General features: G+C 41.5%; 19 protein-coding genes and 2 riboswitches. Of the genes, 14 read left to right on the top strand and 5 right to left on the bottom strand.

Annotated elements, in window-relative coordinates; genetic code table 11:
* Positions 1-198 precede the first annotated feature (198 nt).
* The 3 genes from MHI11_RS19890 (at position 199) to MHI11_RS19880 (ending at position 3419) form a co-directional block, all read left to right on the top strand.
* Positions 199-2580 carry an immune inhibitor A domain-containing protein gene (locus MHI11_RS19890; protein WP_340962152.1) on the top strand — a complete coding sequence of 794 codons (2382 nt, stop codon included), beginning with the start codon at positions 199-201 and terminating at the stop codon, positions 2578-2580.
* A 207-nt stretch (positions 2581-2787) separates the two neighbouring features.
* On the top strand, positions 2788-3042 hold the full coding sequence (locus MHI11_RS19885; protein ID WP_034620285.1) for an ORF6C domain-containing protein: 255 nt from the start codon (positions 2788-2790) through the stop codon (positions 3040-3042).
* Between the two features lie 5 nt (positions 3043-3047).
* A complete protein-coding gene (locus MHI11_RS19880) occupies positions 3048-3419 on the top strand; it encodes a DUF1304 domain-containing protein (RefSeq protein WP_003215243.1) in 372 nt (123 codons plus the stop codon).
* 34 nt (positions 3420-3453) lie between these two features.
* Here MHI11_RS19880 and MHI11_RS19875 read toward each other — a convergent pair whose 3' ends face one another.
* Positions 3454-3618 carry a hypothetical protein gene (locus MHI11_RS19875; protein WP_003214630.1) on the bottom strand — a complete coding sequence of 55 codons (165 nt, stop codon included), beginning with the start codon at positions 3616-3618 and terminating at the stop codon, positions 3454-3456.
* Positions 3619-3873: 255 nt separating this feature from the next.
* On the opposite strand from MHI11_RS19875, the gene MHI11_RS19870 reads away from it, so the two are divergent.
* From MHI11_RS19870 to MHI11_RS19820, 11 genes are all read left to right on the top strand, one after another.
* The gene (locus MHI11_RS19870) at positions 3874-4530 is read left to right on the top strand and encodes a type 1 glutamine amidotransferase domain-containing protein (RefSeq protein ID WP_003215149.1); all 657 of its coding nucleotides are present in this window, start codon (positions 3874-3876) and stop codon (positions 4528-4530) included.
* A gap of 140 nt (positions 4531-4670) precedes the next feature.
* On the top strand, positions 4671-5798 hold the full coding sequence (locus tag MHI11_RS19865) for a hypothetical protein (RefSeq protein WP_111912950.1): 1128 nt from the start codon (positions 4671-4673) through the stop codon (positions 5796-5798).
* A gap of 56 nt (positions 5799-5854) precedes the next feature.
* Positions 5855-5958: riboswitch (TPP riboswitch) on the top strand.
* 87 nt (positions 5959-6045) lie between these two features.
* A complete protein-coding gene (gene tenA / locus MHI11_RS19860) occupies positions 6046-6732 on the top strand; it encodes a thiaminase II (RefSeq protein ID WP_340962148.1) in 687 nt (228 codons plus the stop codon).
* Positions 6729-7328, top strand: a complete 600-nt coding sequence (locus MHI11_RS19855; RefSeq protein WP_106065962.1) for an ECF transporter S component — start codon at positions 6729-6731, stop codon at positions 7326-7328. Before tenA ends, MHI11_RS19855 begins: the two co-directional genes overlap by 4 nt.
* Positions 7303-8901 carry an ABC transporter ATP-binding protein gene (locus tag MHI11_RS19850; RefSeq protein WP_340962146.1) on the top strand — a complete coding sequence of 533 codons (1599 nt, stop codon included), beginning with the start codon at positions 7303-7305 and terminating at the stop codon, positions 8899-8901. Before MHI11_RS19855 ends, MHI11_RS19850 begins: the two co-directional genes overlap by 26 nt.
* Positions 8891-9625 (top strand): energy-coupling factor transporter transmembrane component T family protein, encoded by a 735-nt coding sequence (locus tag MHI11_RS19845; RefSeq protein WP_340962145.1) that lies wholly within the window; start codon positions 8891-8893, stop codon positions 9623-9625. Before MHI11_RS19850 ends, MHI11_RS19845 begins: the two co-directional genes overlap by 11 nt.
* A 149-nt stretch (positions 9626-9774) precedes the next feature.
* The gene (locus MHI11_RS19840; protein WP_044140331.1) at positions 9775-10614 is read left to right on the top strand and encodes a methyl-accepting chemotaxis protein; all 840 of its coding nucleotides are present in this window, start codon (positions 9775-9777) and stop codon (positions 10612-10614) included.
* A gap of 171 nt (positions 10615-10785) precedes the next feature.
* Positions 10786-11601, top strand: a complete 816-nt coding sequence (locus MHI11_RS19835; protein WP_340962143.1) for a YwqG family protein — start codon at positions 10786-10788, stop codon at positions 11599-11601.
* 233 nt (positions 11602-11834) lie between these two features.
* Positions 11835-12668: a BglG family transcription antiterminator LicT gene (gene licT / locus MHI11_RS19830; RefSeq protein ID WP_044140329.1), complete on the top strand. Its 834-nt coding sequence runs from the start codon at positions 11835-11837 to the stop codon at positions 12666-12668.
* 326 nt (positions 12669-12994) lie between these two features.
* Complete coding sequence (locus tag MHI11_RS19825) at positions 12995-14902, top strand: beta-glucoside-specific PTS transporter subunit IIABC (protein WP_340962140.1); 1908 nt, start codon at positions 12995-12997, stop codon at positions 14900-14902.
* A complete protein-coding gene (locus tag MHI11_RS19820; protein WP_044140327.1) occupies positions 14874-16292 on the top strand; it encodes a glycoside hydrolase family 1 protein in 1419 nt (472 codons plus the stop codon). Before MHI11_RS19825 ends, MHI11_RS19820 begins: the two co-directional genes overlap by 29 nt.
* A gap of 54 nt (positions 16293-16346) precedes the next feature.
* Here MHI11_RS19820 and MHI11_RS19815 read toward each other — a convergent pair whose 3' ends face one another.
* From MHI11_RS19815 to garR, 4 genes are all read right to left on the bottom strand, one after another.
* Complete coding sequence (locus MHI11_RS19815; RefSeq protein ID WP_265208694.1) at positions 16347-17471, bottom strand: 5-methyltetrahydropteroyltriglutamate--homocysteine S-methyltransferase; 1125 nt, start codon at positions 17469-17471, stop codon at positions 16347-16349.
* Positions 17472-17558: 87 nt separating this feature from the next.
* Positions 17559-17671, bottom strand: a riboswitch (SAM riboswitch).
* An 81-nt stretch (positions 17672-17752) separates the two neighbouring features.
* Positions 17753-19072 carry a gluconate:H+ symporter gene (locus MHI11_RS19810; protein WP_065099236.1) on the bottom strand — a complete coding sequence of 440 codons (1320 nt, stop codon included), beginning with the start codon at positions 19070-19072 and terminating at the stop codon, positions 17753-17755.
* A gap of 51 nt (positions 19073-19123) precedes the next feature.
* A complete protein-coding gene (locus MHI11_RS19805) occupies positions 19124-20545 on the bottom strand; it encodes a four-carbon acid sugar kinase family protein (protein WP_217012556.1) in 1422 nt (473 codons plus the stop codon).
* 7 nt (positions 20546-20552) lie between these two features.
* Complete coding sequence (gene garR / locus MHI11_RS19800) at positions 20553-21446, bottom strand: 2-hydroxy-3-oxopropionate reductase (RefSeq protein ID WP_340962139.1); 894 nt, start codon at positions 21444-21446, stop codon at positions 20553-20555.
* Positions 21447-21593: the final 147 nt, after the last annotated feature.

Raw genomic sequence — 21593 nt, 5'->3', positions numbered from 1 at the left:
TCCATGTATCAAAAACGGGTGTCAGTCCCCCGTTCATCACCCAGGGTTCTTTTATTTTCGACACCTTGTTCCGTCCATTTTATTCCCGTATTGTGCATTTTCCACAAAGTTTCTGAAAATAAAATGTTTTTCGACTTAAGTATATTGGAATATGCTAGAATGAGATATTATTTATTACCAAATTAGGGAGGAACCAAAATGAAAAAAGGGAAATGGACGAGCATAGCACTAACAGCTGTCCTCGGTTTAGGCACATTGACAGCTTTCAGCACCCCTCTATCAGCCCACACTACAGAAAAGTCAACATCCTCAGACGGCGGTCATTATTCAGGTATTCCATTCGATGCAAGTGTTGTGAATGAAGACCGTCTCATCAAAGCCTTGAAAAAACAAGGAAAGATCAAAAAAAATGCCAATGAAGCAGAAACCCAAAAAGCATTAAAGAACTATTTAAAGAAAAAAGAAGAAGCTGCCATGAAACAAAGTGCCAGCACCTTAACAGAAGAGCCTGAATTTCTGAAAGAATACAAACAAGAGGTACATAACAAATTAGCCAAAAAGAAAAAGTTAAAGAAGCATAAAGGAAAAGAAGGCAATCATGTAAAACCGGTCAAAAAGGAAAAGTATAAAGGCGATGTTCGCAATGATAAGGTATTGGTTTTATTAGTAGATTTTAAAGATTATAAGCATAATAGTATTAAAAAAGAAGAGACTGATATGTACTATGACAAGTACGATCAGCAGCACTATCAAGACATGCTTTTCGGAAAAAATGGCTACATCGGTCCAGATGGGAAACGAAAAGTATCCATGAAGCAATATTATGAGAAACAGTCTGGCGGCAGTTACACGATCAGTGGAACGGTTGCTGGCTGGTATACAGCGAAGCATGAAGCAGCCTATTATGGCGGGAACGTACCTGATGAATCAGGCAGTGACGGCAGACCGCGTGAATTGGTGAAAGAAGCACTCGAAGCAGCAGCAAAGGACCCGAACATTGATCTTGGTGAATATGATCAATGGGACCGCTATGATATGGATGGGGACGGCGTTTATAACGAACCAGACGGCATCATTGACCATCTGATGGTCGTTCATGCTGGCGTAGGTGAAGAAGCTGGCGGCGGACAGCTTGGCTCTAATGCAATTTGGTCGCACCGCTGGTCACTTGGTGATGTATTTGAAATTCCAAACACTGAATCTGAAGTCGGACAAGGCGGGAAATTAGGCGCGTTAGATTACACGATTGAGCCTGAAGATGGCGCGGCAGGCGTATTTACACATGAATTCGGACATGATCTCGGTCTTCCTGATGAGTACGATACACAGTACACAGGTGGAGGCGAGCCCGTATCCTACTGGTCGATCATGTCAAGCGGAAGCTGGGCAGGTAAAGTCCCTGGAACGGAACCAACAGGCTTTAGTCCATATGCGAAAGAAATGCTTCAAAACTTACATGGCGGTAACTGGCTTACTGGACAAACTATTGATGGTAAAACATTAAAGAAAAGCAAAACAGTGCTGATTGATGAAGCAGCAACAAAAGGAACGAACCATGATGCGGTTCGAGTGGATTTACCAGATAAAGAGATTGTGGTCACAAAACCTGCTCAAGGACAAAATGCGTACTTTAGCGGAACGGGTGACAATTTAAATGCGATCATGACGACAACAGGTATCGATTTGTCGAAAGGGAGCAAAGCAGAGCTGACATTTAAAGCATGGTACGATATCGAAGAGGATTATGATTATGCGTATGTAGAAGTTCGTGAAACAGGAACCGATCAGTGGAAGACCATTGCTGGTAACATCACGAACGATCGAAATGAAGCTGGAGCGAACGAAGGCAATGGAATTGACGGAAAATCAGACGGATGGGTAGATGCAGCCTTTGATCTTTCTGCTTATGCAGGAAAGAAAATTGACCTGCAATTCCGCTATACAACCGATGCAGGCTATTCACTGCCAGGCTTATTTGTAGATGATTTAAACATCACTGCAGATGGAACGAAAGTATGGTCAGATGATGCCGAGGGCACGTCTACTTTCACCTTTAACGGATTCTCGAAATCGAATGGAAAACAATATGCAGCACAATACTATTTACTAGAGTGGCGCTCATATGCTGACGTCGATAAAGGGTTAAAGCATATCAAACGCGGGGCAAGCCTCATGAGCTATAATAACGGTTTGGTCGTGTGGTATGTCGATCAATCCTACGGTGATAACTGGGTAGGAAAACACCCAGGGAACGGTTTCCTTGGGGTAGTAGATGCGGATCAGCAAGTATTGAAGTGGAGTGACGGCTCCATTGCAGCCACAGGTTTCCAAGTACATGATGCAGCATTTTCTTTGAATCCAAGTACGAAGCTCAATATTGATTATACAGCGACAAATGGCTTAACGTTGGTAGATCGCTATATTCGCCCGACTCGTACATTTAGTGATAAAAAGAATTATGTGAATCCAAATAATCCAGATGCAGGGCGTGATGTCCCAACATACGGTCTATCCTTTAAAGTTGTTGGACAAAGTAAGGATCGTTCTGTTGGAAAGGTATTAATTTCTAAAAGTAACTAAACAGAAAGCCGGATTCTACCATTGAATCCGGCTTTTTGATATGGTAATAAACTGTTTTTGATGAAAAGGACGGCTTTTTGGTCGAATGTCTGTTCTTTTTTATTTTGATATCCGAATGAAATCATTATATAATAGAGATTGGAAGGTTTTTCTTTCATACATGGTTCTTTTTAGCTGTTAAAACAAAGGAAAGGATGAGCGTTACCAATGAGTTGTGTCACTGCTAAGCAATTAAAGGTGATAAGAGGGACGATGCAGACTTTTTGCAGCCATTTCGAGTATGATGGTCACGGTAAGCTTCATATCAATACCATCATGGCTTTTATTAAAAAGGAGTTTGGTGTGAGAAAAATGAAAGACATTCCACAAAGCCGCTTTACTGAAGCGCTTGAATTAATACAAGACTTTGATTTATACACGGATAAAATAGAGATTCGTGATCGTCTATCAGAAAGGAATTAACTAAATTGAATATTTTAGCAATAATACTAGTAGGAATTGTCGCATTAGAACACCTTGTCATTATGTTATTAGAAATGTTTTTTATGGAATCAAAGATGGCAAAGAGATCCTTTAAGCTGCCAGAACACTTGCAAAAGGATCCAAATGTAAAAGTGATGTTTGCCAATCAGGGGCTTTATAACGGGTTTTTAGCTGCAGGACTGATTTGGGGGCTCATTCTCGGATCGAATACTGTTGGATATATGATTCAGCTATTTTTCATTCTTTGCGTGATCATCGCTGCGGTATTTGGCGGTGTGACCTCTAATAAATCAATCATCGTCAAGCAAGGAGTACCAGCGCTTCTTGCATTAATTGCGCTTATCCTGGCAATTTAACCGTAAATAAAGTCGCCCGAGTAAAGGGCGGCTTTTATCTTTTTCGAAGACCCATTAGACGAATAATGGATGTCAGACATAGTGCAACGGCAACGGCCAAAATAATTTTTCCATACATGACCCCTGTTAAGTTCATTAAAAAGACGGCCAATATGATACAGAGCGTGATGATGATCATCACAATCGAATAGGTTTTCATCTCTTTTCCACTCCTTTAAAAGTCCCCTCACATCCGTGAGGTCTATCCATCTTACCCTCATATGATATCACTCAATGACAATTTTACATGAAATTCCCTACCAATAGAATGTGACATATTGATTAGATTTGATGACATGCCATATTTTTTAGAAAATCGGGTATACCATAAAGAGTTGCAACGAAGTTCAATTGCTTGATATTTAATTGTGCAAAATATAAAATGGAAACATGATAAATCGAAAGGATGATCAAGATGAGTAAGAAAGTGTTATTAGTATCGACAAGCAGTTCAGAAATGAACGGACATCCAACAGGCTTATGGCTAGAAGAGTTGGCAGAGCCATTTCATATTTTTAAAGAAAATGAACTAGACGTTCAAATTGTCTCTATTCAAGGTGGAACTGTCCCTATTGATAAAAATTCAATTCCAGAAGGTGTTCCAGCGCAATATGAAGATGTATATGAATTACTTCAAGACACAAAGGCGCTTACAGATGTGAACCCAGCTGATTATGATGGCATCTTCTTTGCGGGAGGACACGGCCCAATGATCGATTTTGCGTCTAATCAACTGGTAGCCGATGCAATCTTAGCTATTTCAAACAAAAATGGTGCAGTCGGAGCTGTTTGTCACGGCGTTTCAGCATTCATTGATGTGAAGGATCAAGATGGCAAATCATTTATCGAAGGTAAAAAAATCACAGGCTTCACAAACGAAGAAGAGGAAGCTGTTCAGCTGACATCAAAAGTTCCATTTTTATTGGAAACAAAACTTCGTGAGCAAGGGGCAGCGTTTGAAAAAGGAGATGCCTTTGCACCATACGCTGTAGTTGACGGACAAATCATTACTGGACAAAACCCAGGTTCTAGTGCAGAAACAGCACGCCTGTTTGTTAAAACCATTTCATAAAGTGATCAAAAAACCAGTCGCAGCAAATACGGCTGGTTTTTTGTCATAAAAATTTCCTGAAAAAGACCAAAACAACGAATGAAATATGGTAAAATATTCACAGGGTAAAAAACCCAATTAAGGAAAAAGGGGATGTTCCTGTGAGAGCATTTTATGGAAAAATCACTGCAACTTTATTATCCATTCTACTCGTCACAACAGGTTTATTTTCACCAGTATTAAAAGCAGAAGAAGCACCGAAATCAGATGGGAAATTGTCACCACTGACGGAAAAAGCCATTCAGCAAGTGCAAGACTCGTTTTTGAAACAGGATGAAGGAACCGCTATCCAAAAGAAGCAGCTAAAAAAATCTTTTAAAGTAGATAAGAAAAATGGAATCAGTATCAAACGAAAAGCCGCTAAAGATGGTAAGATGCGTACATCTTCCGTTCGCTCCATTGATGGACTAGCCATCAACCAATCGGTTGTCTTATCAGAGGACGACCCAGTCGATTTATGGTTGTTAAGTACGACTTCACCTCAGGCACTCATCAGCCGAATTACCTCTTCAAATCCCGATTATTTTGTACAATTATTTGTTGTTGATTATGAAACTGGACAAGCTTATCCGACGGATTTGATTCAGCCAGCAGGCAGTCTCCTTGGTTTGACCAATTTACCAGCAGGTGACTACGCATTCGGTATCACAAGCGGTGGAAATTTCGGAGACTCTTACACGTTACAAGTGAATGCAAAAAACCCACCCAATTTCACAGGGGCTGTTTCCCTCTCTTCCACCCTGCAATACTTTGTAGCTGAGTATGCGAATGGGGATGTTTTCGCTAATGGTACAAAAGTGTATAACAAACAATCTAAGACCGCCGATTATAAATGGGAGCGTGTATTTTATTTCTCCTATGACGGAAAATATGATCAGAGAACCCATTCTGTTGAAAGTGTGAAAGTGAAAAGTATTTCGGCACCAGTATCGTACTCTTCTCCTTATGCGAGTTCATCTGAGGCCATTCTCGTCTACTTAGATGTGGAGACGTTATTTATGTATCATGAATCATCGTTTGCTAGCGGACAATACTACCATAGTAGCTTTGTTGATACACTTGGAAAGACAACGCCAAGGCGTTTAGATATTGATGATATGACAAATTACGGCGATCATATTTTAGCTGTTGATTTGAAAACAGGAAAACCAATTGATTTCTTCAGTGTCCTTAATTTTTACTATGCTGCAGGGATCGAAAAGCTGCCTACGATCAGAACGTTGAATTAAGAAAGGCGGTTGACAGCAAATCTACACATGTGTAGAGTAAAGATAATTGAATGACAAAAGTCCACTAGGGGAGTCATATATGACTGAGACAAGAGAAAATCTTGGACCCTTTGAACCTGATCTAGTTTGTACTAGCGGAGGGAAGTGGAGCTGGACCTCGTCTTATTCATGATTGAATCGATAAGAAGGCCGCTCCATTTGGGGTGGCTTTTTCATTTATTCTACTGAAGAAGAGGAGGCTTTTTTTATGACGTTTTCAGCGCAATTAAGAGAAGAAACAGAACCATTATTTGAAGCCATTTATCAGCATCCGTTTGTTAGAGGACTGGCAGCAGGAAAGCTGGAAAAGGAACAGATCATTCATTACGTCAAACAAGATGCAGAATATTTACATGCTTTTATTAAAATTTATGCAGCAGCTCTTAGCAGATGTACAGACAAAGAAGATATTGCGTTTTTCCATCAGCAGATTGCGTTTGTACTAGATAGTGAGACACACCCTCATCAAAATCTTTGCCGAGTGGCAGGTGTATCATATGATGAGCTCCAAGGTGCCCCGCTTGCTCCGAGTGCTCATCACTATATTCATCACATGCTACAAGTCGCCAAGGAAGGTACGCTTGGAGAAATCATCGCTGTCCTGCTTCCATGCCCTTGGACATATTGGGAAATCGGGAAACGAATGCTCGCATATGTGCAGCCTGACCCGTTACATCCGTTTTATGAGTGGATCACATTTTATGGAGGGTTAACCGACTCTATTACAGTGGAGCTTTGCAAGCGGCTCGATCAGCTGGCGGAAGCAGCAAGTGAGAAGGAAAAGGAAAAAATGAAACAGCACTTTATCTTAAGCTGTCAGCTTGAGTACAAGTTTTGGGATATGGCGTTTACGGTGGAAGAATGGCCAGTTCCATTTGAGGTGCATTCATCATGACATGGAAGATGAAAGAAGTTGTCCTTGCTGTCATTTTATCCGTTGCATGTGGTGTCATCTATTTAGGATGGTCCACACTTTACTTACCCATTACAGCACTTGTTGGCCCAGCAGGAGGCAACATCATGTTTGGCATTTGGGTGATTGCCAGTCCAATCGTCGCGTATATCATTCAAAAGCCGGGAGCTGCCCTGATTGCAGAAACAGCCGCTGCCGCTGTGGAATTACTGACAGGCAGCCACTTCGGTCTTTCAGCCCTGCTGATTGGTGTATGCCAAGGGCTTGGGGCAGAAATCGCCTTTGCTCTTTTTGGTTATAAACGATATCGCATGTGGACACTGATGCTGTCAGGTGCCTTTGCAGCTGTTGGAGCAATGGCATACAGCCTCGTTGCGAATGGCTTTGGTTATTACACACCTCAAGTTTTACTCATCACACTGATGACTCAAATCATCAGCGGAATGATACTGGGCGGATGTTTAGCGAAAGTAGTGGTGGACGCATTATCTAAAACCGGTGTACTGAATCAATATGCCATCATGAAAGAAAAACGAAACAAAGGTGAACAGCATGAATTCATTTCTCGCGTGCAATAATCTCACTGTCCGTTTTTATGAACAGCCTCAGCCCGTTTTGCATCAAATCTCTCTTTCCATTCAAAAAGGAGAAAAGGTGCTTATTTTAGGACCAAGCGGTAGCGGTAAATCCACGCTCATCTCCGTTCTGGCTGGCATCATTCCAGAACATTTAGAAGCGGACATGCAGGGCGAAGTGATATTGCAAAGACATACAGGCGTCATGTTTCAGGACCCTGATTCCCAGTTTTGTATGCATCGCGTCAATGAAGAAATTGCCTTTAGCTTAGAGAACCGTTCTGTCCCTCGTGACGAGATGGATGGCATCATTCAGCAGCTCATGCAAAAAGTTCAACTTGATGTCGATCCGAATACAGACATCCACACATTATCTGGCGGCATGAAGCAGCGATTGGCGCTTGCTTGTTTACTAGCGTTAGAGCCAGATGTGCTGTTCTTTGATGAACCGACCGCACAGCTTGATCCAGCAGGCAGAATGGAGATATTTCAGCTTCTACAGCAGCTTGCAGCTGATCAGCGACAAACCATGATTTTTGTAGAGCATGTGCTAGATGGTGTCATTGAATGGATGGACCGGGTGATTTTATTAAATGATCAAGGCAGCATCTTAGCAGATGGGTCTCCAAAAGATGTGCTCGCGACTTATGAAATAGAAATGAAAGAGGCAGGAATTTGGAGGCCGAAATTATTTCCCGAGAAATGGTCTACGATCTTTCAAGATCCATTTCATCCAATGAGTCACAAGCTTATGCAAACCTTTGAAGCAAGAAAGAAGCAGAATGAAAAAGTGCCGTCGACTAAGCGGGAGACCATCATTCGTTCAGAAGATCTTCAATTAAGCTACGGGAAAAAGAGGATTATGAGTGATCTTCAGCTTGATATCAAAGCAGGGGATTGGGTGGCGATCATTGGGAAAAATGGAAGCGGTAAAAGCACATGTCTCAAACATTTGGTTCGTTTAGAGCCAACGAAAAAAGGCCACATTTTTTTAAAAGAGACACTTCTTAAAAAATGGTCTGACCGAGAACTATATGAAAAAGCAGGCTTTGTGTTTCAAAATCCGGAGCTTCAATTCATACAAGATACAGTGTTCGATGAAATTGCATTTGGTGGAAGGCAGCGTAATTGGCCAGAATCCGTTGTGCAAGAAAAAACAGTTCAGCTATTGAAAGAGTTCGGTTTAGAAAAGCATGCAAAAACTCATCCTTTCACTTTAAGCTTAGGTCAAAAAAGAAGATTGAGTGTGGCTACAATGCTCCTTTTTGATCAGGATGTCCTATTGTTAGACGAGCCGACTTTCGGGCAGGATGAAAGAACAGCGAAGGAATTAATCAGGCGTTTGAAAGAGCGTCAACGCCAAGGCACCACTATTTTGATGGTCACACATGATATGGACCTTGTCGATGAGTGTGCCGATCAAGTGCTTCTTTTTCATCAAGGAAAGCATGTGTATGATGGCACGCCTTATGATTTGTTTTCAAATCAGGAACTTGTCGATGTTTATCAGCTGAGAGCCCCGTTGCATTATCGCTATGTGGCTGAAAGAAAGGAAGTGCTGACGATTGCAAAGTAATCATTCCTTTCTTTCCACTGTGAATCCAGTCATCAAATTACTCACTCATCTACTTGCGATGTGTTGTCTCATGGCGATATCTGATCCTAAAACAACCTTCATAATCTGGCTGTTTGCACTTGGTATTGGACTTGTTTTAGGCGGATGGAATTTGAAGTATCTTTTCACAAGACTTGTCCCTTATCTGCTCTTTTTTATTCTCGTGTTTTGGATGATGGCGGCCTTTGGCAAGGGGGATCATACTGTTTGGAAATGGGCATGGTTCCATATGACAGAGGAGAGTTTAAGAAATGGACTCACCATCGCTCTCAGAATGCTTGGCTTTGTGACATTCGGTCTCCTGTTTACGTCCACAACAGATTTGACAGCATTTATGATGAGTCTCATTCATCAGTGCAAAATGTCGCCAAAATGGGCGTATGGGATGCTTGCTGGCTTCCGGTTTATTCCGTTATTTCAAAGTGAATTAAAGCAAATGAAGGCGGCGCATAAAATTAGAGGCAATAAGCAAAAAAACAGCTGGAAAGCCTTTATGCGTTATGCACTTCCTCTTTTTACACAGGGCGTACGAAAATCAGAACGGTTGGCCATTGCGATGGAAGCAAGAGGCTTCACGGGTGAGAGAGAGCGGACGTATTATCATGTCATCAGCACTTCGTGGATCGACTATATGTATCTTTTGCTCATCGTTATCAGTGTCTTGATATGCATGTCCTTTTTTTAAAAATACCCACATTCTCTTGATAGAATGTGGGCTTTTTATATGTCTTAGGTCATTTGATTGATATTAGTGCACATTACAGGCTGTAATAGACCTTATAACGAACCGATAAAGAGGATGTACTGAGAAAAAGAGAGGATGAACGTGAGCGAATGTCACAGAGAATTGATAACATAATAGACGCTTTACCAATCATTGGACTAGCTATGAGAGAGCAACTAACCTTTTCTGTTTTAGGGAAAGAGAAGGTTCTTTATTATCAGCAACATGGGGACATTGACTTAGGATTTAAAGCTGGTGATACAGTGGCTGATGGATTTCAAAACTTTTCGATGTTGAAAAATGGGAGAGAGCCATCGTTTATCCAAATTCCGAAAGAAGTATACGGAATTCCAATGGATATTGTAGCCGTTCCAATTAAAGATGAGACGGGTCAGGTAGTCGCTGCTTTCTGCGTGGCCTATGATCAGACCAATCAACAACGATTAGATGACATTATGACGGAGAGCAACGAAGCTTCCGAAAAACTAGTCGCAATGGTACAGCAAGTTGCTGCGCATTCAGAGGAACTACAAGCGACAAGTGAACAAATTCTACAAAATACGAAAACCACTGTAGAAAATTCCTCTAAAATCAATCAAGTGTCCAATCTTATCAAAGGTATCTCTGATCAAACGAACTTACTTGGACTCAACGCATCAATTGAGGCTGCAAGAGTAGGTGAAGCAGGAGCAGGCTTCGGAGTAGTCGCAACGGAAGTGAGAAAACTGTCAACTCATGCGAAACAAGCGACGACTGATATTGAAACAGCGCTAAAAGATGTGCAGGGATCGATTAAAGGAATGGAAGAAGAAATAGCACAAATTGTCGCTTCTTCTGAGCATCAAGCAGAGCTTGTAGGCACGTTTACAAAAATTATTGAAGGTCTTCATGAAACAAATGAAACGATGAAATCACTCGCAGAAGACTTAGTGAATTATCAAGTGAAATAAAAAATAGATCGACCAAAACCTCCAGATTAATCGGAGGTTTTTTTCGTTTTAAGGTGAGGAACTTGTTAGGATATTGACCGATTGATCGCTGACAGGCAGTGTACACTTCTGTATGATAGAAAAGAGATACTACCCTGGTCAGTAGACCTATTCATAAGGAGGAAGACCATCGTGACACAATCAGCGAGGCTGCAAGAAATCATAGCACCTTACCGTAAAATGTTAGATCAAACTGAACAACCAATGATTCAACTAAATATGAAACAAGGAAAAACAGGACCATACGACAGCAAAATTGCAGGTGATCCTTACTTCCCTAAAAACGACGAATATCCAGTTGATGGCGCAGGACACCCTATGAAGCTTTTGGCACAAATGAATTTTGGCCAGCTACCGAAGCTGAAGGATTATCCAGAAACAGGACTTCTGCAAATTTTTATTTCTGTGCATGATGATCTTTATGGGATGAATATTGACCATAAAACAGAGCAAAAAGATTTTCGAATCAAATTTATTGAGGAACCTTTTTTGGCAGAAGAAGAGTTGTTGACTGATTTTTCTTTTGTGAAAATTCCTGATGATTTTTATTTTCCTGTGACGAAGGAAGGCGCCATTACAGGTGAACGATCAAGTGAAACGATTAGTGTAGAAGATTTCCGCTTTGAGAAAATCACAGGTAAGCGAAGCTGGGACCTATTCGAAGGTGTAGAAGGTATTGATGGAGATGAAGCGGATGCCTTGCTAGATGAATTTTATGAGACAGAGAGTGGTTTTGGTCACAAATTGGGTGGATATCCAGGCTTTACACAAGAGGATCCGCGTACCTATGAAGACCAAGAGCATACCGTTCTACTATTACAAATCGACTCAGATGATGAAGTGGATATGTTGTGGGGAGACTGCGGAATCGCCAACTTTTTTATCAAACCAGAAGACCTCAAACGAAAAAATTTCGAGAATGTCGTCTATAATTGGGATTGCTCCTGATTTTGTAAAAAACACTCTTTAAACACTCTTGATAGAGTGTTTTTGTGTATGTTTTTAGACTTTTTGCCCCTATTTCGTCATGTTTGAGAGGTAATATGTCATTCTTTCTAGTTGACCGTATCAAAAAAAAATGTAAAATCATCTTAAAGTCCTCTTTTTTGATAATAATAATAAAATGACATATCAATCAACAATAAATGCTCGAAAAAGCGGGATGTACTGGGGGGTATTAATTGATCATTTCGAAAGTAATCAATAATAATGTGGTCAGTGCGTATGATGACGAGCAGCATGAGCTGGTCATTATGGGCAGAGGGATCGCTTTTCAAAAGAAAAGTGGAGACCCGATTGACGAAGAACGTATTGAAAAAGTATTTTCCATTCAAAATAAAGATATATCAGAAAAATTCAAAACCCTGCTTTATGATATTCCAATCGAGTATATGCAAGTGTGTGAGGCGATTATTGATCATGCGAGAACAACCCTTAATAAAAATTTGAATGACAGCATCTATGTGACACTGACAGATCATATCACCTTTGCTATTGAACGTCATCAAAAAGGAATGGACATCAAAAATGCCTTGCTCTGGGAAATCAAGCGGTTGTACAAAGATGAGTTTATGTGTGGTGTAGAAGCGATTCGGATTATTCAGGACAAGCTCAACATTCATCTTCCTGAGGATGAAGCCGGTTTTATTGCGATGCACATTGTCAATGCAGAGCTCAATGAAGAAATGCCGAACGTGATTCAAATTACCAAACTCATTCAAGATATTTTAAATATCGTCAAGTATCACTTTCAAATTGATTTAGACGAGGAATCATTAAATTATTTCCGTTTTGTCACGCATTTAAAGTTTTTTGGGCAGCGTCTGTTTAACGAAACACAAATGGAAAATCAAAATGAATTCCTGTATGAAGTCGTAAAAGAGAAAAACACTGCAGCTTTCCAATGCGCCGAAAAAATTAATGATTATGTTCAAAAAGAATACAACCGAAGTCTCATAGAAGATGAGATGTTATACTTAACTTTGCATATCGACAGAGTGATAAAAAGAAAATAAATTTAAAAAGAAAGCGTTGACATCACTAAAATAACATGATAATTTATAACTATAAACTAAATAACCCACAATCTTTTAGGATTGTTACTGGTCAAGCAGGCAAAACCTAAATCATTGTCCCTATCTTTGATAAGGCATGATTTAGGTTTTTTTATATCTAAAGACATATAAAATTAAATAAAGATCAATCGCTATGAAGGATTGTTACTGGTTAAGCAGGCAAAACCTAAATATCGATTAATGTCTGAATCGCTATTTTTCGGACATTAATGGATGTTTAGGTTTTTTCTATATCAAGATGTAATCAACGATTGGAGGGTAATACAATGAACCACAAACAAACAGCAAAAGAAGTTTTAGAGCTTGTCGGCGGTGAAAAGAATGTTAAGCAAGTCACGCATTGTATGACAAGACTTCGCTTCAACTTATACGATGAAGGCAAAGCGGATAAAGAGAAGCTGCAATCAACAGACGGGGTCATGGGTGTGAATCAAAGCGGAGGTCAATATCATGTCATTATCGGCAATGATGTTTCAAATGTCTATCAAGCGATGATTGCTGACTCAGGACTGTCAACAGATGTAAAGTCAGGCGGTACAGAAGAAGCATCAAAACAAAATGTGATATCAAAGCTTTTCGATTTTATCTCTGGTGTCTTCACACCGATTCTTCCAGCCATTGCTGGAGCCGGTATGATCAAAGGGATCTTGGCACTCATGCTTACGTTCCAGTGGATATCGGATAAAAGCAGCACATATGCAATTTTAACAGCTATCGGAGACGGAGCCTTTTACTTCTTACCGATTCTGCTTGCTGTAAGCGTAGCTAAAAAAATTGGCACAAATCAGTATATCGCCGCTGCCATTGCAGCCGCCGCACTGCACCCGCAGTTAACGGCTTTACTAGGCGCAGGAAATACAGAATTTCTAGGCTTACCAGTGGTTGCCGTTGTGTACTCTTCATCGGTGATTCCAATTCTACTTACCATCTGGCTCGGCTCATATGTTGAAAGATTCGCGGAAAAATATAGCCCAAAATCATTGAAGATCATCCTTGTTCCAACGGTCACACTTCTTGTCGTAGTACCAATTATGCTTATCGCAGTTGGACCGCTTGGTGGGATTATCGGAAATGGCCTTTCAGGTGGAATTGATTTATTGTTCAAACATGCAGGTATTTTGGCCGGACTCTTGATCGGCGGCTTCATGTCACCATTGATCATTACGGGCATGCACTATGCACTACTTCCAATTATGATCAACAACATTACGTTAAACGGTTTTGACTTCATTCTTCCAATGATGTTTGTAGCAAATATGGCACAAGCAGGCGCAGCATTCGGTGTCTTCTTAAGATCAAAAAACAAAACATTCAAATCATTGGCGATGTCTACAAGTATCACTGCATTAATGGGTATTACTGAACCTGCTATGTATGGTGTGAACATGCGATTGAAAAAACCGTTCCTTGCAGCCCTCATTGGTGCAGCAGCAGGCGGCGTGTTCATGTCAATCTTTAAAGTAAAATCATATGTGATATCTGGATCAGCAGGTCTCCCTGGTCTCCCGACATTCATTGGCCCAACATTTGTCTACTCTATCATCGGCTTAGTAATCGCCTTTGTCGCAGCAACGATCATGACACTTGTTCTAGGATTCAAAGATGTACCAGTGAAAGATGATAAAAAAGCAGACAAACCAGAAGAAAAGAAAGACACAGTAGCACTTCAAAATGAAGTGGTACAAAGCCCGCTTGAAGGACAACTAAAGCCGCTAAATCAAGTAAATGATGCAACATTCTCAAATGAAATCATGGGTAAAGGTACAGCCATTGTCCCAACAGTTGGACGTGTAGTAGCACCATTCAATGGCAAGGTTGAAACCATTTTTCAAACGAAGCATGCCATTGGCTTAAAGAGTGACCAAGGCACAGAGCTTCTCATACATGTTGGAATTGATACGGTGAAGCTTGGCGGAAAGCATTTCACAAGTCATGTAGAGTCAGGCGATCTTGTTCAAGCAGGAGATGTGCTCGTTGAATTTGATATCGAGGGCATTCAGCAAGAAGGCTATGATGTCACTACACCAATTATCGTCACTAACACAAACGATTTTGCACAAGTTGATGCGAAAACAGAAGGCACGATTTCAGTACAAGAGACACTGCTCACAGTCAGTGTAGAAGAAAACGAGGAGGGCATTCAACATGAACAAGTTAGAAAAAACATTTCCTAAAGGTTTCTTATGGGGCGGCGCTGTTGCGGGCAACCAAATTGAAGGTGCTTATAATAAAGATGGAAAAGGCTTATCGACAGCTGATGTATCACCGCACGGTATTATGCATCCATTCGATGAATCAATGAAAGACTTGAACTTATATCATGATGCGATTGACTTCTACCATCGCTATAAAGAAGATATTGCACTCTTTGCAGAAATGGGATTCAAATGCTTCAGACTATCCATTTCTTGGCCGCGTATTTTCCCAAATGGCGATGATGCTGAACCAAATGAAGCAGGCCTTGCTTTTTATGACAGAGTATTTGATGAACTGCATAAGCATGGAATTGAACCAGTTGTCACGATTTCTCACTATGAAATGCCGCTTGCACTTGTGAAAAACTACGGCGGTTGGAGAAATCGTAAGCTTGTCGATCTGTATGAAACATATGCGAAAACGTTGTTTACTCGCTATAAAGACAAAGTGAAATATTGGATGACCTTTAATGAAATCAACGTCGTGTTACATGCGCCTTTCACTGGCGGCGGACTTGTATTTGAAGAGGGTGATGACGAGAAAAGCATTCAATATCAAGCAGCGCATCACCAATTTGTTGCAAGTGCTTTAGCTGTCAAAGCAGGACACGAAATCATTCCTGATGCGAAAATCGGCTGTATGATTGCAGCGATGACAACTTATCCGTACAGCTCAAGACCAGAAGATATGTTTGCAGCGATTGATCAAGATCGTAAAACATTGTTCTTCTCAGATGTACAGGCAAGAGGCTACTACCCAGGTTACATGAAACGATACTTCCGCGAAAATGGAATTCATATTGAGTTCCAAGATGGTGATGAAGACATCCTAAGAAACCATACAGTGGACTATATTGGCTTCAGCTATTATATGAGTTTTGTGACAAGTACAGATCCAGAGGTTCTTGGACAAGTGACTGGTGGTAACCTATTCGAAGGCGTGAAAAACCCTTATCTAGAAGCAAGTGATTGGGGCTGGCAAATTGATCCAAAAGGACTTCGTACAACACTAAACCAGCTATATGACCGCTACCAAAAACCATTGTTTATCGTAGAAAATGGACTGGGTGCTGTCGATCAAGTAGAAGAAGACGGATCCATTCAAGACGATTACCGAATTGATTACCTCAGAAGCCATTTGCTAGAGGCGAGAGAAGCCATTGCAGACGGAGTAGACTTGATGGGTTATACAAGCTGGGGCCCAATTGACCTTGTCAGCGCATCAACAGCTGAAATGAAAAAACGATACGGCTTCATTTATGTCGACCGTGATAACGAAGGAAAAGGAACATTAGATAGAAAGAAAAAGAAAAGCTTCGATTGGTATAAACAAGTGATTGCGACAAATGGTGATCATTTAGATGCATAAAAGAAAAAAGACAAACCGTTCATACTGCGGTTTGTCTTTTTTTCGTCAAGGGGACTATGAAGTCCACACTTGATCTGCAATCTCAATCACATGACGAAGCTTTTCCCATTGCTGTTCTTCTGTTAACAGATTGCCTTCCTCCGTTGAGGCGAACCCGCATTGCGGACTCAAGCAAATCTGGTTAATGTCGACGTATTGAGCAGCTTCCTCGATTCGTTTTTTAATCTGTTCAGCCGGCTCAAGCTCACCATACTTTGAAGTGACAAGGCCTAGTACGATTTGGAGATTTGGGTTCTTCACATAGCGAAGGGGTTCAAAGCCGCCAGAACGATCATCGTCGAATTCTAAAAAGAGACCATCCAGATCTAAGCCGGCAAAAATCGTTTCTGCCGCTGCTTCATAACCGCCTTCAGCTGCCCACGTCGATTTAAAGTTACCACGGCAAATGTGCATAGTGATCACCAAATCCTCTGGACGATCGGCAACGGCTTCATTGATTGTTTTTGCAAACGACTCACGAAGTTCATCTTCCTCGCGGCCAAAGGCTTTGATTTGTTCCTGACCTTTTTCAGAAAAGAACACTGCCCATGCGGTATCATCTAGCTGTAAGTAGCGACAGCCTGCATCATAAAAAGCTCGGATGGCTTTCTTATAGGCCTGTGCCACATCATGGTGGAAATCATCTAAGCTGTCATACACACCTTCATCAAGCTTTCCACGGAAAAAGAGCATATTCGGACTTGGGATCGTCATTTTAGCCGTATGCTCACCAGCGATGCTGTGAAGGAATCGATAATCCTCCAGCATTGGATGATCTGTAAAATCGATTTTACCTGTGACCTTGATGCCCCGTGCTTTTGTCGTCGTATTGTGGAATTGAATACCTTGATCTGCTTCAAATCCTTCGACCCCATCTAATCCCTCAAGAAAGTCAAAATGCCACCAAGCACGTCTGAACTCTCCATCTGTGACAACCTCTAATCCAATTTCCTTTTGCTTCTCCACAATACGAGTGATTTCTTCATTCTCAATTTGTCGGAGCTGCTCTGCTGTCAGTGTGCCGTCTGCTTTTTGCTTGCGTGCTTCCTTGATACGTTCTGAACGAAGTAAACTGCCTACTTGATCTGCGCGAAATGGCGGTTTCGTTGTTTTCTTTCCAATGGTTTGTACTTGTGTCATGCTGAATCCCTTCTTTCTACAGGTTAAAAATCAAATAAAAAAGCTCTTCCTTGGATAAGGAAGAGCATCATATACTGAGAGAACTCTGCCTTATCTTCAAACAAGCATCTGCTTGCTTAAGGAATTAGCACCATTCTGTTCCGAGGAACAGCGGTTGCCGGGTTTCACAGGGCCAGTCCCTCCACCACTCTTAATAAGGTTACCTTTTGATTCAATTTTCTTAATAAACATAATTATTCAACTTTTCCGAGAGAAAGTCAATGGTTTTTACAGTTAATTTTCTACATGAACAAATCAGCGACGAGAACACCCGCTAGTCCGACAAGTGAAAGAACGGTCACCATCAATGTCCACGTTTTAAAGGTTTGGGCCATGGACAGGTTAAAGTATTCTTTGTAAATCCAGAAACCCGCATCATTCACGTGAGAGAACGTAATACTGCCGGCACCTGTTGCGATCACCATTAATTCTGGGCTCACACCTGTCAATCCAATCAAAGGAGCAGAAATACCAGCCGCTGTGAGACCGGCGACGGTGGCTGATCCTAAAGATACACGAAGGACCGCAGCAATCAACCAAGTGAGAAGCAGTGGAGAAAGTGTGCTTCCTTGCATGATTCCTGCAATGTATTGATCAACCCCGCTATCAATGAGCACCTGTTTAAAGGCGCCGCCACCTGCAATAATTAATAAAATCATTGCAATAGAACCGATAGAATCTGTGATTGATTTCATCACATCCTGCATGCTCTTGCCTCTGCCAAGTCCAAACGTGTAGATAGCAAGAAGCACGGAGATTAACAGTGCAATCGCCGGTTCGCCTAAAAACTCAGCGGTTGGCAGTAATGGGGAGGACGGGAAGAAAATTTCTAAAACTGCTCTGAATGTCATGAGCAATACAGGCAAAACAGCGGTGAAAATGCTAATGCCGAAGCTTGGCATTTCCTCTTCTGTAAATTCCTTTGGATTAAATAAGTTCTTTGGAATATGTGCGTGTAACTGATCTTTTTTAAATAGTTTCGTAAAGAGAAGTCCACCTACTAAAACTGCAGGAATCGCTAAAATAATCCCAACTAATAAGGTTTGTCCCATGTTTGCTTGAAAGACATTTGCAATGGCAGTCGGCCCTGGGTGAGGAGGGAGGAAGCCATGTGTGGTGATAAGTGCAGCGACGAGCGGCATACCCACATAAAGCACAGGAAGTCTTGCAGCTTGTGCGATCGTAAAAACTAGTGGAATCAAGATAATGAATCCGGTTTCATAAAATAGAGCAATTCCGATCACAAATCCAGTCAGCATCGTTGCCCATTGAATTTTTCCAATACCGAATCGGTCAATGAGTGTCATCGCAATACGCTGAGCTCCGCCAGAATCAGCCATCAATTTACCAAGCATCGCCCCAAAACCGAGAACGAGTGCGAGGTGACCGAGCGTACTGCCGAGTCCTTTTTCGACGGAAGCAATCGCTTCAAGTGGTGACATTCCTTCTAAAACAGCAACAATTAAAGAAACAATAATCAAAGATATGAAAGCGTTTAACTTAAAGACAACCATGAGTAAAAGCAATAATAAAACGCCAAGTCCGATAAACACTAACGACATGATCTTTCCTCCTTTGTGGTGCATAAGGGAGTGCAAAACACCCCCTATGCTTTATCCTTCAAGTATGTCTACAGCTTCTTTTAACGTATCCCTTGAACCAACATTTCCCGGGAAAATCACATAAGACATGAAAGGGAATTTACTATCTTCACCTGTTTGCCAAACGGGAATGCCTGGTCTGATCTGCCCTGCCACAGTTGCGCGTTTCACGTGAAGTCCTCTAGTTCCAATATCGCTGGAGGTAATGCCACCTTTGGCAATGAGATACTTAGGGCGAATTGTGAGACGCTGGACAATGCTTGTCACAGCATCACTAATTTTTACAGAGAGCTTTAATTCTTCCTCCTGACGATCATCCCCAAGGTCAAGCCGTTCTCTTCTTGTATAAACAGCCACAGATTGACCAGATGCTAATAATGCCTCAGTTTGCTGAATCACGCGGTCAATTTCTTGTTGAAATGCTTCAGGCGCCAGCACGAGATGTGTATTAAACTCAATAAAAGCTACCTCTTTATTCTGTTGAAGCGCTTTTAATTGATCTGTTGTCTTCTTCACATGAGAACCAATCATAATGAGACCACCGTGCGGGCTTTGTTCTTGTATCAAGTCATGTCTTGTTAATAAGGCACGATCCCCTATACCGCCAAGAACTTTTGTAAGTGCCGCCGCACTTCTGAACATGAGTTGCTTTCCTGCTTGAATGGCCTCAATGAGAGCGGTGACAAAGACTTTGACATCGTCATAGTCCATAGCGTTTACAACCACCTTTTTAAAATCGGTCACACTCATGAGCTGTTTTTTTATTTGATCAATCCGTAAAGCCCGTAGATCATCTAACGAAATGTAGGTGGTGTTCTCTTTCGTGAACGATCCGTTTGACTTTTCTTCAATCCATTCTCCGAGATGAGATGACTGAAAGCCGAATGTGCGATCTCGTGCAAATTCTGTGTCACCAGCAGGAATTAATTCGTGTCCATCTTGGACGTAATGAATATTGTTGATCGTCAAGCGTCCACCTTCTTGGAAAAAAGGAAGAAGGATTTCTCCATTGAATTGGCGGGAGCTTTGCTGTTCAATCGTGGTTCTGAGTACGTCAGTTTCCAGCGGAAAGTGTCCACGAAGAGTAGAATCTCCTCGGCTGACAATAATGAAATCCTGATCAACACGTTCCGCTACCTTCACAATTATTGAAGCGATTGTTTCATGCACAGCAGCCGTTTCCTTCTCTGTCATACTGCGAGAATTGGTCAAAATAAAGAACATTCGGCTGTCTTCAAGAAAACCGGCTTCAATGCTTTCTTCTGACCAATCGGTGAAAACAGAGACGCCATGTACGGTTTGAATCCCTGTTGGATCATCATCTAATACAATGACTTTATGATGAAAGCTGTTCAGTGCTTGTTCGTATGCTGATTGAATGATCTTTGAATCCGCTTTCGGAAGGGCATTCAGTATGTCAGTGCTTTTTTTCATGACCATCTCATCCTTTCTTCACTTCGACATGAGCCATTTTTTCGTAATATTGAACGATGCCGCCATGGTCAAGCCCAGATTTTCCGTCCGCTTTGAGAGCGTGGAAGATTTCGAGCAGTTGGCTAGAGAGCGGGAGAGGAACGCCGATATCATGAGCAGTTTCCATCACATTGGTTAAATCTTTTAAGTTGATGTCGATACGTCCGCCTGGTTCAAAGTTTCGTTCTAAGATGAGAGGGACCTTTGCATCGAGAACAGCACTTCCTGCCAGCCCGCCGCGAATGGCTTCATACATTTTGTCAATGGCAATGCCTGATTTAGCGGCAAGAACGAGCGCCTCGGACATAGCGGCAATATTTAAGTTGACGATGATTTGATTGGCGAGCTTCGCTGTTGTTCCGCTTCCATTTGTCCCAACTAATACAACCTCTGTGCCCATCGCAAGCAGGACATCCCTCACTTGCTCAAAGATGACTTCTTCGCCGCCAGCCATGATGGCAAGTGTTCCGTCTATTGCCTTCGGTTCTCCGCCGCTGACAGGTGCGTCGATAAATTCCACCTGATGCTGTTTTGTAAGAGCAGCTAAAGCTCTAGAAGTAACAGGGGAAATTGAGCTCATATCTACGACAACAGTGCCAGGTTTAGCTGTAGTTAAAATGCCATGATCACCTGAAACAACTGCCTCTACATGCTCTCCTTTAGGAAGCATTGTGATGATGATATCGCTTTTAGAAGCGGCATCAGCTGCTGAAACAGCACCTTTTGCTCCGGCTTCTTGTAACGCTCGAATCGCTTCCTCATTTAGATCGAAAACACTCACAGTATGACCGGCTTTTAATAGATTGAGTGCCATAGGCTTTCCCATAATACCTAATCCAATGAATCCAATTTTCTTTGTCACATTGAACGCCTCCTATATAGAAAACCCTTACAAAAAGCGCTTTCTTTTTCTTTTGTTAGTATATATACTATCCATTTGTTTTAATAGTAGTAAATAAACTATTGTTCATTTAATGTACATGACGTGATAGGAACGTGTCAACGGAAA

The organism is Bacillus sp. FSL K6-3312 (assembly GCF_038007485.1).
GTDB lineage: Bacteria > Bacillota > Bacilli > Bacillales > Bacillaceae > Bacillus > Bacillus pumilus.
This window is presented reverse-complemented; position numbering and strand designations above follow the sequence as displayed.

Bases quoted from the DNA above. Each gene is read 5' to 3' on its own strand.
- MHI11_RS19890 (WP_340962152.1), top strand. From the start codon at position 199: ATGAAAAAAGGGAAATGGACGAGCATAGCACTAACAGCTGTCCTCGGT.
- MHI11_RS19885 (WP_034620285.1), top strand. From the start codon at position 2,788: ATGAGTTGTGTCACTGCTAAGCAATTAAAGGTGATAAGAGGGACGATG.
- MHI11_RS19875 (WP_003214630.1), bottom strand. From the start codon at position 3,618: ATGAAAACCTATTCGATTGTGATGATCATCATCACGCTCTGTATCATA.
- MHI11_RS19870 (WP_003215149.1), top strand. From the start codon at position 3,874: ATGAGTAAGAAAGTGTTATTAGTATCGACAAGCAGTTCAGAAATGAAC.
- tenA (WP_340962148.1), top strand. From the start codon at position 6,046: ATGACGTTTTCAGCGCAATTAAGAGAAGAAACAGAACCATTATTTGAA.
- MHI11_RS19855 (WP_106065962.1), top strand. From the start codon at position 6,729: ATGACATGGAAGATGAAAGAAGTTGTCCTTGCTGTCATTTTATCCGTT.
- MHI11_RS19850 (WP_340962146.1), top strand. From the start codon at position 7,303: ATGAATTCATTTCTCGCGTGCAATAATCTCACTGTCCGTTTTTATGAA.
- MHI11_RS19840 (WP_044140331.1), top strand. From the start codon at position 9,775: ATGTCACAGAGAATTGATAACATAATAGACGCTTTACCAATCATTGGA.
- MHI11_RS19825 (WP_340962140.1), top strand. From the start codon at position 12,995: ATGAACCACAAACAAACAGCAAAAGAAGTTTTAGAGCTTGTCGGCGGT.
- MHI11_RS19820 (WP_044140327.1), top strand. From the start codon at position 14,874: ATGAACAAGTTAGAAAAAACATTTCCTAAAGGTTTCTTATGGGGCGGC.
- MHI11_RS19815 (WP_265208694.1), bottom strand. From the start codon at position 17,471: ATGACACAAGTACAAACCATTGGAAAGAAAACAACGAAACCGCCATTT.
- MHI11_RS19810 (WP_065099236.1), bottom strand. From the start codon at position 19,072: ATGTCGTTAGTGTTTATCGGACTTGGCGTTTTATTATTGCTTTTACTC.
- MHI11_RS19805 (WP_217012556.1), bottom strand. From the start codon at position 20,545: ATGAAAAAAAGCACTGACATACTGAATGCCCTTCCGAAAGCGGATTCA.